This window comes from Desulfobacter postgatei 2ac9 (assembly GCF_000233695.2).
GTDB classification, from domain to species: Bacteria; Desulfobacterota; Desulfobacteria; order Desulfobacterales; family Desulfobacteraceae; genus Desulfobacter; species Desulfobacter postgatei.
On sequence record NZ_CM001488.1, the window covers coordinates 2,856,806 to 2,873,488 of the forward strand.

General features: G+C 45.8%; 12 protein-coding genes. 3 read left to right on the forward strand and 9 right to left on the reverse strand.

Annotated elements, in window-relative coordinates:
* Positions 1–119: 119 nt before the first annotated feature.
* Positions 120–308 (reverse strand): hypothetical protein, encoded by a 189-nt coding sequence (locus DESPODRAFT_RS21155; protein WP_040015983.1) that lies wholly within the window; start codon positions 306–308, stop codon positions 120–122.
* Positions 309–513: 205 nt separating this feature from the next.
* Positions 514–921: a metal-dependent transcriptional regulator gene (locus tag DESPODRAFT_RS13130; protein ID WP_004074059.1), complete on the reverse strand. Its 408-nt coding sequence runs from the start codon at positions 919–921 to the stop codon at positions 514–516.
* A 220-nt stretch (positions 922–1,141) separates the two neighbouring features.
* Between DESPODRAFT_RS13130 and lon the strand changes: the two genes are divergently transcribed.
* Positions 1,142–3,541 carry an endopeptidase La gene (gene lon, locus DESPODRAFT_RS13135; protein WP_004074060.1) on the forward strand — a complete coding sequence of 800 codons (2,400 nt, stop codon included), beginning with the start codon at positions 1,142–1,144 and terminating at the stop codon, positions 3,539–3,541.
* Positions 3,542–3,622: 81 nt separating this feature from the next.
* Here the strand turns inward: lon and DESPODRAFT_RS13140 are convergent, their stop codons facing one another.
* Positions 3,623–4,615 carry an adenosine kinase gene (locus tag DESPODRAFT_RS13140; RefSeq protein WP_004074061.1) on the reverse strand — a complete coding sequence of 331 codons (993 nt, stop codon included), beginning with the start codon at positions 4,613–4,615 and terminating at the stop codon, positions 3,623–3,625.
* Positions 4,616–4,917: 302 nt separating this feature from the next.
* On the opposite strand from DESPODRAFT_RS13140, the gene metK reads away from it, so the two are divergent.
* Together metK and ahcY are read left to right on the forward strand one after the other, a co-directional pair.
* Positions 4,918–6,090, forward strand: a complete 1,173-nt coding sequence (gene metK / locus DESPODRAFT_RS13145) for a methionine adenosyltransferase (RefSeq protein ID WP_004074062.1) — start codon at positions 4,918–4,920, stop codon at positions 6,088–6,090.
* Positions 6,091–6,111: 21 nt separating this feature from the next.
* Entirely contained in the window at positions 6,112–7,554 is a 1,443-nt protein-coding gene (ahcY, locus tag DESPODRAFT_RS13150) for an adenosylhomocysteinase (protein ID WP_004074063.1), read from the forward strand.
* 510 nt (positions 7,555–8,064) lie between these two features.
* Here ahcY and DESPODRAFT_RS13155 read toward each other — a convergent pair.
* From DESPODRAFT_RS13155 to DESPODRAFT_RS13180, 6 genes are all read right to left on the reverse strand, one after another.
* Positions 8,065–8,874 (reverse strand): hypothetical protein, encoded by an 810-nt coding sequence (locus tag DESPODRAFT_RS13155; protein ID WP_245531915.1) that lies wholly within the window; start codon positions 8,872–8,874, stop codon positions 8,065–8,067.
* Positions 8,875–9,072: 198 nt separating this feature from the next.
* Positions 9,073–10,338 carry a radical SAM protein gene (locus DESPODRAFT_RS13160; protein WP_004074065.1) on the reverse strand — a complete coding sequence of 422 codons (1,266 nt, stop codon included), beginning with the start codon at positions 10,336–10,338 and terminating at the stop codon, positions 9,073–9,075.
* Positions 10,339–10,727: 389 nt separating this feature from the next.
* Positions 10,728–12,680, reverse strand: coding sequence for an alpha-amylase family glycosyl hydrolase (locus DESPODRAFT_RS13165; RefSeq protein WP_004074066.1), 1,953 nt, complete (start codon positions 12,678–12,680; stop codon positions 10,728–10,730).
* Between the two features lie 3 nt (positions 12,681–12,683).
* Positions 12,684–13,568: a PfkB family carbohydrate kinase gene (locus DESPODRAFT_RS13170; protein WP_004074067.1), complete on the reverse strand. Its 885-nt coding sequence runs from the start codon at positions 13,566–13,568 to the stop codon at positions 12,684–12,686.
* Between the two features lie 5 nt (positions 13,569–13,573).
* Positions 13,574–14,443: an HAD-IIB family hydrolase gene (locus DESPODRAFT_RS13175; protein ID WP_004074068.1), complete on the reverse strand. Its 870-nt coding sequence runs from the start codon at positions 14,441–14,443 to the stop codon at positions 13,574–13,576.
* Complete coding sequence (locus DESPODRAFT_RS13180) at positions 14,415–16,550, reverse strand: HAD-IIB family hydrolase (RefSeq protein ID WP_004074069.1); 2,136 nt, start codon at positions 16,548–16,550, stop codon at positions 14,415–14,417. The genes DESPODRAFT_RS13175 and DESPODRAFT_RS13180 overlap by 29 nt, the downstream gene beginning before the upstream one ends.
* Positions 16,551–16,683 lie beyond the last annotated feature (133 nt).

Below are 16,683 nucleotides of genomic sequence, written 5' to 3' on the forward strand. Positions count from 1 at the left end.
TTTACTCTGGTACTGGGCCTAGGATCTCTGATCATCAGTTTAGGACTGATTGCCAGCGGCCATGTGCCGTACACTTTTTTCCCCAAAAGTGATTCCAACTGGATGTTTTCGGAGATCGTTTACCCTTTGATACCACCCAGAAAACCATTACACAGATTGAAGCCGGGGCCTTTAAACTCAACGATTATTTCAGGGATCGGGTTGAGGACAACAACGATCTTAAGGAGGAGATTGCATCCTATCCGGGCACCTTTGACATCACCGATGATTTCAGACCCGGAAAGATGGAAAAACAGATCTATATCCAACCGGGCGCCGAATCTTTAGGCGTGACCATGGCAGACATCGCCACCCAGCTTCGCCAGGGATATTATGGTGATGAGGTTCTTAAAAGAGTCTTAGTTTCGGCCTGGTTGCGGCCACGGCGTTGACACTTGTTTTTGTACCGGCCCTGTATGTGGTGATCCGTGAATTAACCTTGTTTGTGACAGGGGATCAGGATGTACCCTAAGACTAATTGTCTTCCCGGTGGGGACAGTCGTCCATGGTTTGAATAAAGGCCTGGAATTTTTTAAAGGTGGATGTGTCCATGGCATGCTCCATGCGGCACGCAGTTTCATCAGCCTTTTGTTCCTCCACGCCGACAAAACGGATCAGAAAATCTTTTAACATAATATGACGCTTTTCAATTTCTTTTGCTATTTTTTCACCTTTGGGTGTCAGGGTTACATAGCCGTAGGGTTCATAATTGATCAGTTCCTGGGCTGCCAGTTTTTTGAGCATCCCGGTCACGGATCCGCGCTTGATGTCAAGCCGTTCGGCAATATCCTTTGACCGGGCAACCGTATTGGTGGTCTGAAGTTCAAGTATGGTTTCAAGATAGTCTTCCAGGCTTTCGGACAGGTCAATTGCTTTTGTCATTCATCTTCCTCCGGTTGAAATTTAGCATTTTTTATAATGAAGCGTCTTGATAAGTTTATCAATATATTTTTTGAAAGTTTAAAAAAAAATTAGGCAGAGTCTTACATTTTGCAGGGTAAGCCTAAAGTGTTGTCAGACCGTAAAATCTGATTATACTATGATAGAACATGTTGTTGCAGCTTTTACCCGAATCAATAACTTTTAATTATAGAGGTAATTCATGAGCGATGATCCCAGACCCATAACGCCTGAGATTGTAACAGAAGAGGAAGAGGAAAATGAAAATAAAGGTGAGCTGGTTACCCAGAGTAGCAAGCCTAAATTTTTGTATCTTGTGCCCATAACCGGACGTCCCCACCTGCCGGCTCAGGTCCAGCCTTTAGTTGTCAGCAAGAAGCGATGGGAAGAGACATTGGCCAAATCAGCCAAGGAGAACCAGGGGCTTTTAGGGTTGTGCTATTTCAGTGAAGTCAAGGGAAAGTACGTATATAAAGAAGATTTTCCCAAGATCGGATGCGTTGTGCGCATGCTCAATGTCCAGGAAGTGGCGGACAATCTGCAGTTCATTGCCCAGGGCCTGGAGCGGTTTAAAATTAAAAAATTTTTGTCCGACAAGCCCCCCTTTGTGGCGGAGGTGGAATATTTCCCTGAATCCAAAGACGATGAGGATACGGTCAAGGCCTATGCCATTTCTATTATTTCAAATATTAGGCAGCTTTTGTCCTTGAATCCTTTGTATTCCGAAGAACTCAAACAATACCTGAATCATTTTTCACCGGACCAGCCTTCGCCTTTGACCGATTTTGCGGCCGGTATTACCACCGCGTCCGGGGATGATCTGCAGGATATCCTTGAAACCGAATCCATTTTGGACCGGATGAAAAAGGTTATGATGCTTCTGCAAAAGGAGATTGAAATCGCCAAACTGCAGACAAAAATCCAAAAGGACATCAATACCAAGGTCGATGACAACAAGCGAAAATTTTTTCTCAGAGAGCAGCTTAAGGCCATTCAGAAGGAGCTTGGCATTCAAAAGGATGATAAAACCTCTGATGTGGATAAGTTCAAGGAGCGGTTTGCAGAACTAAACCCGCCGGAACATGTGGTTAAACGTTTTGATGAGGAGATTGAAAAGCTCTCCGTGCTTGAAACCGGGTCCTCGGAATACGGCGTGACCCGTAACTATCTGGACTGGGTCACCTCTTTTCCCTGGGGGGTCTATTCCGAAGACAACATTGATATAGAGCGGGCCGAAAAGGTGCTTGACCGGGATCATGCCGGGCTCTCCGATGTCAAGGAACGGATTATCGAATTTTTTGCCGCAGGCGTGTATAAAAAGGATATTTCAGGGTCCATCATTTTGTTTGTAGGGCCGCCCGGCGTGGGAAAAACCTCAATCGGCAAGTCCATTGCCGAAGCCCTGGGTCGAAAGTTTTATCGGTTTTCATTAGGTGGAATGCGTGACGAGGCCGAGATCAAGGGACATCGGCGCACCTATGTGGGGGCTTTGCCCGGAAAAATGGTTCAGGCTTTGAAAGATACGGCCGTGGCCAACCCTGTGATTATGCTTGATGAGGTCGATAAAATAGGCGCATCCTACCAGGGAGATCCTGCTTCGGCATTGCTGGAAGTGCTGGATCCCGAACAGAATTCAGCATTTTTGGATCATTATCTTGATCTTCGCATTGATCTGTCCAAGGTGCTGTTCATCTGCACGGCCAACACCCTGGACACCATCCCGCCTCCCTTGCTGGACCGTATGGACCGTATTAATTTGAGCGGGTATATCAGTTCCGAGAAGTTGGAGATCGCAAGGAAGCATCTGTGGCCCAAGCTTTTGAAACGCAATAAGCTCAGTGCCTCCACCATCACCATCACCGAACCCACCATCCGGCATCTCATTGAAGGGTATGCACGGGAAGCTGGGGTCCGTAACCTTGAAAAGCTTTTGAACAAGATCATCCGCAAAAGCATTGTCAAAATTTTAAAGGAGAAACAGGAGAAGATCCAGATCAACATCAAGTCCCTGGAAGATCTGCTGGGACCGCCTGTATTTACCGCTGAAAAACAGATGACAGGTACCGGCATTGTGACAGGTCTGGCCTGGACTGCCATGGGGGGGGCCACCTTGTCCATTGAGGCGGTGAAGGTGCATGAAAAAGGCTCCGGGTTCAAACTGACCGGAAAGCTTGGGGATGTGATGCAGGAGTCCGCCTCCATTGCACTTTCCCATGTGCGAGCCTCATCACAGAGTTATGGCATCAGTGAAAATTATTTTGATGAGGCCTTTATTCATATTCATGTGCCCGAAGGGGCCACACCCAAGGACGGTCCAAGTGCCGGCATCACCATTGCCACAGCCATCGTCTCCCTGGCGTCGGGGCGTGAAATTGAAAGACCATTGGCCATGACCGGCGAGATTACACTTACGGGCGATGTCCTGCCCGTGGGTGGGATCAAGGAAAAAATCATTGCCGCCCGGCGGGTGGGCATCAAAGAGATCATTCTGCCCCAGGGGTGTTTCAGTGATTTTAAGAAACTGCCCGAACATATTAAAGAGAGCATTGAGTTTCATTTTGTGAAGAAATATAAAGAGGTATATAAGATCGTATTTGGATAGATGAGGTAGCCTGATCTTTATTAACCAACTTTTACCCGATCCCCTGCCCGGGGATCGGGGTCAGATTGTAAACAAACCCTGTCATTTTGATGGGGTTTGTTCTTCTATCGTTGCTCTGATTTTTTCCCACACCTGTTCCGGAATCTGGGCCCCCATAACCTGGCACACTTCGTATCCGCACATTGATCCTAACCGGCCGCTTTTTTCAATGGAAAGTCCGTTGGCAATGCCGTATAAAAAGCCCGCTGCCCACAGATCTCCGGCCCCTGTGGTGTCCACGGGGGCATTGCCTTTTACCGGCTCAATGCGGGTCACGGTGTTGTTATGCCAAATATAGCTGCCCCGGCTTCCCACTTTTAGAACGGCATATGTAACATTGACAGATAGTTTTTCAAGGGCGGCAGTTTCATCTGATTCCCCGGTATAGGCCTTTGCCTCGTCTTCGTTGGCAATCAGGATATCCACATATTCTTTGACCAGATCCGGCAGAATATCTTGGGATGCATTGACCACCTCAAAGCTTGCCAGATCCAGGGCAACCAGGGCACCTGCCGCTTTGGCCGCTTTGACCGCGGCCATCATCAGCTCGCGGTTAAACAGCAGATAGCCTTCCACAAGGGCAATGGTCGTGTCTGAAAACATTTGGCTGGTAACGTCGGCAGGGTCCAGCAGGCTTGATGCACCAAGATCCGTGAACATGGAACGTTGGGCATCCGGTGTTACAATGGACAACACCTTGCCTGTGGGGGTGTCAAAGTAACTAAGCACGGGTTCCACCTGGCATTCCCAGACCTTGTCTTCAAAAATATCTCCGTATTCATCTTCGCCCCGGGCCCCGATAAACCTGGCTGTACCGCCGAGGTTACCTACCCCCAGGATGGTATTGCAGGCAGCTCCTCCGGGTACAATCACCGGTATCTGGGAGGAAGCTGATATGATGTCCTGCTGTTCAGCAGACGTTACATAGGTCATTCCACCTTTTTCTTTGTTAAGTTTGTGTAAGAATTCATCGGTCTCGTTGATAAGGACATCTACTAAGGCAGAGCCGATTCCGGTGATGGTATTGGAAGGCATAATCTATCTCCAGTTTTATATATAATTATTTTAAAAATGACGGTTATCATCAAAAAGTCGGGCCCGCTTGTCAAGGTGTTTGTAATATTTATGCAAATATAAAGATATATTGATGTATATTTATATGCCATTGACAAAGATGATGATAAGTGTCATTAATATAAAACTTTTTATGTTTCCCGCATTGGCTTTGCTATATTTAAAATTTCAATTTTGCAGCGCCGGAGCCGGGAAATTTTATATACCAACACGCACGCATGCATAAATAAATTACCCCCCCATATTAAGCGTAAGGAGATATCATGTCAGCAAACAAATCTTTTCTGTTTACATCCGAGTCTGTGACCGAAGGCCATCCTGACAAGGTGGCAGATGCCATCTCAGACAGCATTCTTGATGCCATCATGGCCGAAGATAAAAAATGCCGTGTGGCCTGTGAGACACTTGTGACAACAGGGCTTGTCATGGTTGCCGGTGAAATTACAACCGAGTGCTATGTGGACATTCCCGAAGTGGTCAGGGCCACCATCAAGGATATTGGTTATAACTCCTCAAATATGGGTTTTGACTGGCAGACATGTTCTGTTATCACCAGCATTGACCACCAGAGCCCCGACATTGCCCAGGGGGTAAATGAGGGTGACGGGCTTTACAAGGAGCAGGGTGCCGGCGACCAGGGCCTGATGTTCGGTTTTGCCACCAATGAGACCGAAGAATTGATGCCCATGCCCATTATCTATGCCCATAAGCTGACCAGGCGGTTGGCACAGGTCCGGAAGAATGGCGCCCTTGACTTTCTGCGTCCCGACGGAAAATCTCAGGTAACAATCGAATATGTGGACGGTGTGCCCAAACGGGTTGACACGGTGGTTGTCTCCACTCAGCACTCACCGGATGTTTCCTATGATGATCTTAAGGCTGCTGTGATTAAAGAGGTGATTAAAAAGGTAATCCCCGGAGAGATGATGGACGGTGACACCCGGTTTTTCATCAACCCCACCGGCCGTTTTGTTGTGGGGGGGCCCATGGGCGACTGTGGTGTGACGGGACGTAAAATCATCGTGGACACTTATGGTGGCCAGGGTAGCCACGGCGGCGGCTGTTTTTCAGGAAAAGACCCTTCCAAGGTTGACCGTTCCGCTTCCTATATGGGCCGCTATGTGGCCAAAAATCTGGTTGCTGCAGGGCTTGCCGATAAATGCGAAGTGCAGATTGCCTATGCCATCGGCGTGGCCGAACCTGTATCCATGATGGTGGATTTCATGGGAACCGGAAAAATTTCAGAAGCCAAAGCCCGTGAAATTGTCAAAGAGGTGTTTGACCTGCGGCCGGCCGGCATCATCAAAGAACTTGATCTGCTTCGTCCCATCTACAGAAAAACATCTGCCTACGGACACTTTGGACGCAAAGACCCTGATTTTTACTGGGAAAGAACCGTCAAAGCCGATCAGATCAGATCCCTTGCAGGGTTATAATTTACAGCAAAAGGAATTTTTATGAGTCAGAAGCAAGATAACGGATATATAACGCTGGATTTGTCTTTACCCTATAAAGTCAAGGACATTGGTCTGGCCGAACACGGACACAAAGATATGCAGCTGTCCGAAAAAGAGATGCCCGGATTGATGGCCATCCGGGAAAAATACGGCCATGAAAAACCGCTTAAGGGCTTTAAAATAATGGGCAGCCTTCACATGACCATTCAAACGGCCATGCTTATTGATACCCTGTATGAACTGGGCGCTGATGTGCGCTGGGCCACGTGCAATATTTTTTCCACCCAGGACCATGCAGCCGCTGCTATTGCCGACAAGGGTACGGCTGCTGTATTTGCATGGAAGGGCGAAACCCTTGAAGAATTCTGGTGGTGTACGGAACAGGCGCTGACCTGGCCGGACGGCTCCGGCCCGGACCTGATTGTGGACGACGGCGGGGATGCTACCTTATTTGTTCATCAGGGGGCCAAGGTTGAAGCGGATCCATCCATTCTTGACAAGGAGACCAACAGCGGGGACGAGCGCTGCCTCATGGACCGGCTGCGGGAAAGTTATAACCAGGATAAGCAGCGCTGGACCAATATTGCCAAAAAAATCCGGGGAGTCTCCGAGGAGACCACCACCGGTGTGCATCGGTTATACCACCTTGCTTCCGCGGGAGAATTGCTGTTTCCGGCCATTAATGTAAATGATTCAGTGACCAAATCTAAATTTGACAACCTTTACGGTTGCCGGGAATCACTGGCCGATGGTATCAAACGGGCCACAGACGTGATGCTTGCAGGCAAAACCGTGGTCGTTGCCGGATACGGCGATGTGGGCAAAGGATGTGCTGCTTCCATGAAAGGCTATGGTGCTATTGTACTTATCACTGAAATCGATCCCATCTGCGCACTTCAAGCTGCTATGGAGGGGTTTGAGGTTGTCACCATGGACCAGGCCGTAACCCGTGGAGATATTTTTGTTACCGCCACAGGTAATTATCATGTCATCACCGGTGAGCATATTGCACAGATGAAAGATGAGTCCATTATATGTAACATCGGGCACTTTGACAGTGAGATAGAGATGAGTTTTCTGGATAACCATCCGAATGCGGAAAAGATTACGATCAAGCCCCAGGTGGACAAGTGGATACTGCCGTCGGGCCGTTCGGTCATTGTTCTGGCTGAAGGACGCCTGGTGAATCTTGGCTGTGCCACGGGGCATCCCAGTTTTGTCATGAGCAACAGTTTTTCAAACCAGACCATGGCTCAGATTAAACTGGCCCAGGAAGACCTGGAGAAAAAAGTATATACCCTGCCCAAGGAATTGGACGAGGAGGTGGCAAGACTACACCTGAAAAATTTGTCTGTTAACTTGACAAAGCTGACCCAGGAACAGGCCGATTATATCGGTGTGCCTATTAATGGCCCGTTCAAGCCGGATCATTACCGGTATTAGCCGGTACCTGTCCGGAAATCATATAAACAAGGCGGCTTTTGTAAAAGAGCCGCCTTGTTGCGTGTTGAAACGGATTGATTGTTCTTGGTGTTCAAAATAATGAACCCGGCCTGAAAATATGATTCAAGAACGTGAATTGATGTTTTTGTTTTAATTATTAATGTGTTATGTTTTTAATTTTAATGCTATTCTGTGTGCATATTCAAAAAAATGAACTTTTCCCTGCTGAAAGATGTTCAAGGTTAATTTATCTATCGTGTAAAAATCCCATGGAATGATTTTTTAATGTAAAATAATATGTAAAAACAACATATTGTCTTTTTAAGCGAAATTTGTTGGGATGGTGGCACATCAATTGCTGTATACTATTCTATAATTAAGATTGAGAACAAATTCATCTTTTTTTTCTTTTTTCCTTTTCCGAAAAAGGCTGCCGAAACCCGGCAGCCTTTTTTGGTTTTAGGAAAGCTTGGGATACTCAATCCCCTTACGGTTAATGTGGTGAGGGATCTAATTACAATTACATATAAAAAAGGGGTTTACTGCTTTTTTTCCATATTCGATTACTTCGAATGAGCATTCCGACAAATTATACTCCTCGCAAGCACTATGGTTAAAACGGACCGTTTCATTTGTAAATTCAATTTGGAGTGGAATGGTTACCGCGACGTTCTCGGAACAAAGACTCTCTTTTTTATAAGGGCTATATCTTACTTCTCCACCCGCTTCGTTTCTTAATATTATGGCATTTTGGGTGGTGCTTAGCGCTGTTACTTCTCCTTGGTTGTTAAACTGCAAAGAGTTGATATCCCCCATAATGCCTTCCGGGTCATTATCATAGGCTGATATTTTTCCAATTTTTGTTTCAACAGTATAAGGCTCAGCCGGTTCAGCCGATTTTATGGAACCGTCTTCATAAAATGAAATGCCGACTCTAATACGCATTGTACCTATGGGTGTTTTTGCTTCAACAGTCTCCTGCGGCCAGAAAGTGATGCTTTTAATATTGCCGTTTTCATAAAAGACGATATTAATTATTTTCGCTTTAACTGTTCCACAGGGCAGCTTTAACTCAAGGTCTTTGGCCAGGGCATACTCGTCTTTCTCTCCCCAATAACCGCTTAGCTTGCCATTAAGGGGGAAAAGTTTTTTCAATAATTCATTATTATAAAACATGACCAGTTCCGCGGATATTTTTCCGTATTTGGTTTCAATGGTCGCCGCCTCTTGAAGAGGTGCTTTTTTTATATTTCCATTATCATAAAAGTTAACCGGTTTTAATACCCGTCTTCCATGATCATCTACTGAATACTGGGGCACAATGACCCCAACGGGTGTTTTAATCTCAAACCGTTCGGTAAAAATCAGGGATGCGGGATTGCCCGATGCGTATTTTTCCAGATTCTGATAGCCGTTTGTCTCGCCATATTTTGTCTTCAGTGTTTCCACGTTAAGCCTCTTTTTTTTATATTTTTTCGGGTCTATAGACCTATTTTGACATATTCTTGCCATGGATGATCAAAATCCACTCCCCATGCCGGCCATGGGGTTCTTTTTGTTGCATGCCTTGACATCTCGTTGGAGCATAAAGTCCCTGCTGTGTCCCTCGAAAACGGCTTCGGCAGCCTCTATGATTGTTCCGTCCAATTCTAGAATATCGATTTTCTTTTGGTTGAGTATACGGCGAGGGCTGTCGCCGAGTCCGGTGACCATCAATGCCCTGCAATCACGGAGCATATTGCTTAAGTCCTCCCAACGCTGTGTGCCACCGCCGGGTTTGGGTGTTTTTCGGGCTTCTATAAAATAAACGCCGCCATTGTCTTTTTGACCATAGATCAATAATTCTTCGGCTTTTCCGAGGTGTTGATTGACCAGTCGACCGTCAACGCTGGCGACTGCCACATAAGGTCTGTCATCACCGTAAATTTCCGGCATCTGGGCGCATTCCTGCAGTTTTCTAATTATTTTGCGGCTATTGCGCTCGCCCAGAAGGCCTACGGCATCTGCACGGCAGCGTTCGCAATGGTACATTTGGGGGATGTATTTTTCCGCCTTTTTTCGAATATTCTCCACTGCTGAATCAGATGGTTCCGGAAAATTGGCAAAATTGGACCCCTTATTTGGGTAAAAGGGGATGCAGTTGTGGATGTCTACCTTCAGTTGGGCCATCTTTTCGGCAACCGTTTCAATATGGCGATCATTGATCTCCGGTATAATGACGGTGTTGACCTTGGTGATGATGTTTTTTTCTTTAAGGCGGATGATTGCCTCAAGCTGCTTTTCCAGTAAAACTTCGAAGCCGGGTTTGGGGCCTAGGGTTCTTTTGCCATAGCGAACAAAGGAATACAATTTTGATCCAATTTCAGGATCAATTGCATTTAGGGAGATGGTGACATGGCTGATATTCATGGCGGCCAGCTCATCAATATACGGCCCGATACCCAAACCGTTTGTGGTCACGCAACGAATCATCTCGGGGTATTGCCTTTGTACTAACCGAAGCGTTTCCATGGTTTCATCGGGATTGGCAAAGGGGTCGCCCGGTCCTACAATTCCCACGACAGAAATGTCTTTCGCTTGTTCAATTACATATTTGAGATAGGTCATAGCCTGACTCGGTTTCAGGATTGCAGCGGTTACTCCTGGCCGGGTTTCATCGACACAGTCGTGTTTTCGATCGCAGTAATTACATTGAATATTACATCTTGGTGCAACAGGCAGGTGGACTCGTCCGCAAACACCTTTTACCTTGACATTGAAACATGGGTGGTTGGATATATTCATTTTTTTTCCTATTCGTTAAGATATAAAGATTGCCGACAAGCGGAGCATCGTGCCTGGAAATAATAATCAATTTAGTAAAGCAATAAAAATACCAACAAATAATAAAATTGGAAAGAATGACAAAAGACTCCGGAAATACATGGAAAAAAAGTATGGCAGCGGGATAGATTCGAAAGAATGGGTGTAATTCCGTGGTGTGGTGTCAGAATGGGCCCGCTTATTTATTACAAATTCGAAACAATTGAAATTATTGAAAAGATGGGGCCTTTGAATTATTTTGGCCTCCAAAAGAGAAGATAAGGGACTGATCGTCTTTTTATAAGAACGTTTGTGTAACCAACATAGGTATTTCAACTTTGGTTTTGGGCTGGGTATAGGCTGCTTGGTGCTCAATTGCCGGCCAGCCAGTAAAATCGGTATGGGGGAAGTACCAGCTGATCCTTGAACAGGGTTGGGGTATTTCCCGAATATAGGTCTCTTATATGTTCACCCATCTGGAATCCCTGGGTTTCAAGTTCAAACAGGTTCAGATATTGCGGATGTGCGTCAAAATTCCCCACAACCAAAACACTCTTACGGGTTTTGATATTAAAACGAACATAGGCCAGCAGTTGGGGATTGCTGATCTCCAGCAGTTTCCGGTTGTTAAAATCTGAAAATTCAGAAACCTTTTTACGAACGGCGATCATCTTTTTTAATGCGTTAAATATCTTATATTCAACCGTTCCCGGTTGTTTGCGACGCATGGCATTTTCCCAGTCTATTCTAGGCCGATGCGCCCACCGGCTGTCATTGGCTTTGCTGATGTCTTCAATATAGGAATAGTCGTTAATTGTGCCAAGCTCATCTCCGTAATAGATCAGTGGAATGCCGCCAAAAGAGAAAATAATACTATGCAACAGAAGAATGTGCTGAATAATGATGTCAATTTTTTCCGGGTCATTCTCCTCCAGGGCTTTCTCCAACCCGATTAATGAAGTTAATGTTCCTGAAATACGGGCGTCATTGTTTTTTTTATTGTGGGCAAACAACAGTCCCCGGGCAGAGGAGTTCTCAAATTTGCCGGCAAAGTAATTGATGATGAATTCCCGGTGGGATCTGGGTTCATATCCGGCCTGGGCGATATCTTCATTTGTAAAACCCAGGCCGATATCATCATGACATCGTATGTAATTGAGCCAGGTGGCCCGTTCCAGTTTATCCGGCAGATTCTTGATCCCCTGGGTCAGCAGTTTGGCGTTTTTGGTGGCAACGGCATCCCATAATAACGCCATCAAGGTCGCATTATAGGCAATTTCACACTCTTTGGCATTGATGGCATCTTCACCAAAGTACTTGACGATCTCTACCGGGGCTACGATCGCCTCGGCAATAAAAACAACCCCGGGGGCAGTGATCTGACAACAATCTTTAAACAATTGCAGCAATTTATGGGCTTCATATTCATTTTGACTGGTACTGCCGATTTTTTTCCACAGAAAAGCAACCGCGTCCAAACGCAATATATCCACGCCCTGGTTGGCCCAGAAGAGCAACACATCCAGCATTTCGATAAAAACTGCCGGGTTGCTGTAATTGAGATCCCATTGATAGGTGTTAAAGACCGTCATGACCCACTTATGCATAGTCTCGTCCCAGGTAAAATTGCCCGGGGCCTGGTCCGGAAATATTTCCGGCAGGGTCTGTTCAAACATATCGGGGATTTTCCGGTTTTCAAAACAATAAAAATAGTCTTGGTAGCGTGGATCTCCTGACCGGGCTTTTTGCGCCCATTCGTGCTCATCGGACACATGGTTTACCACCACATCCAGGGTCAGCAGCATCTCCCTTTGTTTCATCTCTTTGGCCAGATTCTTTACATTTTCCAGCGTGCCTATCTTGTCGTTGATTTTTCGAAAATCGCTCACGGCATATCCGCCGTCACTGGCCCCTTTGGGGCATTTCAGTATCGGCATGATATGAACCAGGTTAACCCCCAATTCCTGCAAATAGGCAAGTTTGGCTTGAACCCCTTTCAGGTTGTCGGCGAAACCGTCTGCATACAGTGTCATTCCCACCCATTTTTGGTCAAGGAACCAATTGAAATCTTTTTCCCTTGCCAGGTCACTTCTCCTCAGATTCCTGGGTCTTTTTATGTACTGGCGTGCCATGGTTTCCACCAGATAAAGCAGGTGCTCATTAAAATCATCCCGCTGGCCATACAATTGTTCAAAAATAAGGAAAAGACTGTAAAAATTGGCGCCCAGGCGGGTGTAAAAATGGTGGAGATCCTGTTTTCTGATTTTCGGTTTGAGCTTATCCAGAATTTCGTTCAATAAAGAATGTGAGAACTGTTCGTACATAACCTACTTCCAGGCGTTTAAAAACGGTTTGTAAAATCTTTTATCTGTAGTGGTTGCTCCGCGAATTTCAACAACGGCCCCGGCAAATTCCTGGGCACGTTTCAGTGTTGTTTCCAACGCCCAGTTTTTTAATTTTCCCAACAGCAGGACGCTGCTGAACGCATCTCCTGCGCCGACGGTATCAATGACCGATATTGTCTTTTCGGGTGAAACGGAAATGGGAGAAGCGCCGTTGGCCATGTAAATAACGGCGCCTTTTTCACCATGTGTCAGGATGATGTGTTTTACATGTGTGGCGCAAAACAGTGTGTTGATCCGGTTCTCTTCTTTGCTGCGGTCAGGGACTATTTGTGCCAGTTCATGGTGGTTGAGCTTCAACCAGGAGGTGTCGCTCAAAAGGGGGCGAATATAACTGATGCACCACCACGGGTCACGCAGATTAACATCCATGAATACATCCGGTGTTACCTGATGTTTGATCGCCTGAAGCGTACCCGCAGAAACCGCATTCCGTATGGCCAGGGTTCCATGGTATAAATACGGGTGTTTCGACAATCCGGGTAGTTGCCCGGAGTGAATATAGTCATAGGCACAGGGACTGACGATGTCGTAGCAGGGTTCATTGTCAGCAATATTTACTTGAACGCGGCCGGTTGGCTGATTGGCCTGGGTCTGAAGTCCGTTAAGATCCATCCCCCACCCCGCCATGGCATCTTTGATCTGTTCCCCTAACAGGTCTTCTCCCACCGAGGAAATAAATAATGGTGCCGCACCAAAGGCCTGTAAATGCCAGGCCACATTAAAAGGCGCCCCGCCTAAAACCTTTTGTCCATCCGGGAAACAATCAAATAAAACTTCACCAAATACGATCATCTGTCTGCCTGTCATATTCGTTAATCCATTGATTTTAATTCCGGAAAATAATGATGTATGCCCTCCAGAATACCTGCTGCATAGTTGCCGTTCATATTTAAATAACCTCCGCGGGCAATATAAAGATGCTTTGAAGAAACGGTTTTACCGATCTTTGCTTGCACCTGTGATTTTAATTCGGGGGATGCATTGGCCACAAGGATTGACTTTATGGGACTTAAAAGAACCGCTATGTCGTTGCCACTGTCTCCGGAAAATACAGTCCGGTCATAATCAAAAGAGTTGGTTTTCATCAGAAATTCAATTGCTTCTCGTTTGTCGGCACTGGCCGGCAGAATGTCCAGCAAACCAGTCTTTTTTTGTTCATCGATACTCCAGATGGTCTTGATCTGTAATCCATGCGGCTTTATTCGCAATTGGATTTCATCCGCCAATATGCCCGGATTGATATCCAAAGGCACATAATAACTGAGTTTATATCGCCCTTGTTTTTCCTCTTCCTGGAGCTGACATTGAGTTAGATCAGAAAGGAAGGCAGCCAGATCCTTTCGGCTTTTGCCTTTCCAGTCATGGCAGATATGCTGATCCCAGTCAATTAAACGAAGCCACCGGTCGGACTGAATGTGATAAACAGTGCTTCCCACGTCTGTGACGGCATAATCCGGTACAGGCAGGTTAAAGCGGGCAATGGCATCCATTACCAGTTTTTTATCCCGTCCGGTCACATATGCAAGTTCTATCTCCGGCCTTGCAACCAGCTTTCGGAACAATGGCATTGCCTGGGGGCAGAGCGGTTGATGACCATTAGGAATAAGTGTCCGGTCCAGATCCGTACAAATTAAGAGCTTATCTAACATGGGATTATTTTTCACAGCGCCTGAAAAAATCATAATACTCAATGCCGTCCAGGATACCGGCTGCAAATTTTTTTTCGGAAAAATAAATCGGTTCAATATCTGTTAAGTTGGAAAGTTCTTCATTATGCCGATTTTTAACAACAACAGAAAGGGTGTTCCCCCGCATCAGATCTTCATCTGCGCCAGATCCGCCTGCAGTTAACATATGGTCGAGCGCAATATCCCATTGTTCGGAAAACCATCGGATCGCATACCCTTTTGAGGCTCTGATGGGTATAATGTCCAGAAATTGTCCAAATGAATATATGAGGTTGACGGTCTGCTCATTTTGATACAACAGGGTTTTAATGTCATCCAGTGAGGGAGCCAGTTTTGGATCGTAATAATAACTGATTTTATGCCGGCTCTGTTCTGCTTTGGGCTGTAATTTTAATCCTGTTAAATCCGATAGGATGCGATGAACAGCATTTCGGTTCCATAGATGATCAATATGGTTGGTCCAGACCCGATCCCGTTCCAGATTGCCGCCATAGTAAATTTCGGTTCCTATGCTGGTAATAAGTACATCGGGCTGGATAATCTGGTATTTTTTTAAAATCGTCAGCGCAGAATCCAGTCGGCGCCCTGTGGCAATACAGAAGCTGATGTTCTTGCGATGACCAGACAAAACCTGGTTTAACCGGGCCAGGGAATCCATGTCTCCCAACAGATTCTGATCAATATCCGATACAATTGCGCCATTGTGGTAAATCATTTGCCGGCGGCTGACAGGTAAGCGTTTTAAAGGCTTGCGCTTTTCTATGATCGGCTGGATGGCTTTTACATATTTATCAGTGTGGGATTCCCAGGTGTAGTTGCGATTTACACCGTTGAGGCCATTTTCCGATAAATTATGTCTATGTTTTTTGTCTTTTAAAATGCGTAAAATTTTATCAATGATGTCGCTTTTATCCAGCGGGTTAATCAGATAACCATTCAGACAGTTTCGAACGATATCAATAGGGCCGCCGTCTTCCGTGGCGACAATCGGCAAAAAACTGGCGGCGGCTTCGATTAGGGTTAATCCAAAAGGCTCTGTCAGTGCGGGATTGATAAAAACCCCCCCTGAAAGGGAAGCCAGGCGATATAAAACAGGGACCTCATCCGGTTTATGGGTTTTTGGATAAGCCACTTTACCATAGAGGTCATATTGATCAACGGTCAGCAACAGATCTGTCAAAACTTCCTGGGCACCGGTGTCCAGGTCCCGGATGTCTTTTCTGGTTCCCGCAACAATCACCAGATTGGCCAATTTTTGTAATTCCAATGAGTTCCCGTACGTTGCGATCAAGGTGTGAATGTTTTTTCTTTGGTCAGGACGTGAAAGGGCCAGGATCATGGGTTTGTCGGGATTGATTAGAAATTTGCTGATTTCTTTAAAGATCGGACTGTCAAGCTCATCCCCGACGGGCGGATGAAATTTTTCCAGGTCTGTTCCCGGTGGAATCATCTGCATGCTGTCGGGTTGATAAAAATCGTAGGAGGCATACTGTTCGTTGATCTCATGACTGGTGCTGGTGATCACCAGTGCCGCAGATCCCAGGGTCTCTTCTTCTGCGTTTATCCTGCGGGCCATATTATAGCGTTTTTCTATATCCGCACTTTTCATTCCACCGGCTATAAGCCTTTTGCGTTTGCTTCGCCCCAAAGAGTGAGCAGTGAAAACCAGAGGCAATTCCAATTGATGAGATAGACGTATTCCCACGTATCCGGCATCTGCATAATGAGCATGAATAATACCTGGCAGATTGTTTTGTTCTTTTAAGAAAATTAACGCATTGTCGACAAAATTATCCAGGTAATCCCAAAGATTTTCTTTGGGGATATATTCTTTGGGGCCGCAGTCAATCCTGACAATCCGGGCTTTTGAATTCAAGGGTTCAATAATTTTATTGTAATCTTCACTTACCTGGCGATCAGCAATACGGCGGGTCATCAGGTCGACCTGTTCCACGTCAGGGCGTTTGGAAAGTGTTGTGGCGAATTCCAAAACATATTTGGTCTGGCCGCCGGTGTCCGCATCGCGCCCTAGTTCAAGTTCATGGCCTCGAATTAAGCCGTGAATATTGATCAATAAGATGTATTTTGGATTGGATTTCATAATATTTGTAGTGTCCTATGTATTTTTATAAGTAAAATGATAATTTGAGCATCATGAAAAATATAGGTAACACTTTTTTATCATTGTTTTTCTTTTATAATCGTATATTTTTACAGATTATAAAAGAATTTTT

Coding starts and splice junctions, on each gene's coding strand:
- DESPODRAFT_RS13130 (WP_004074059.1), bottom strand. CDS start 921: ATGACAAAAGCAATTGACCTGTCCGAAAGCCTGGAAGACTATCTTGAA.
- lon (WP_004074060.1), top strand. CDS start 1,142: ATGAGCGATGATCCCAGACCCATAACGCCTGAGATTGTAACAGAAGAG.
- DESPODRAFT_RS13140 (WP_004074061.1), bottom strand. CDS start 4,615: ATGCCTTCCAATACCATCACCGGAATCGGCTCTGCCTTAGTAGATGTC.
- metK (WP_004074062.1), top strand. CDS start 4,918: ATGTCAGCAAACAAATCTTTTCTGTTTACATCCGAGTCTGTGACCGAA.
- ahcY (WP_004074063.1), top strand. CDS start 6,112: ATGAGTCAGAAGCAAGATAACGGATATATAACGCTGGATTTGTCTTTA.
- DESPODRAFT_RS13160 (WP_004074065.1), bottom strand. CDS start 10,338: ATGAATATATCCAACCACCCATGTTTCAATGTCAAGGTAAAAGGTGTT.
- DESPODRAFT_RS13165 (WP_004074066.1), bottom strand. CDS start 12,680: ATGTACGAACAGTTCTCACATTCTTTATTGAACGAAATTCTGGATAAG.
- DESPODRAFT_RS13170 (WP_004074067.1), bottom strand. CDS start 13,568: ATGACAGGCAGACAGATGATCGTATTTGGTGAAGTTTTATTTGATTGT.
- DESPODRAFT_RS13175 (WP_004074068.1), bottom strand. CDS start 14,443: ATGATTTTTTCAGGCGCTGTGAAAAATAATCCCATGTTAGATAAGCTC.
- DESPODRAFT_RS13180 (WP_004074069.1), bottom strand. CDS start 16,550: ATGAAATCCAATCCAAAATACATCTTATTGATCAATATTCACGGCTTA.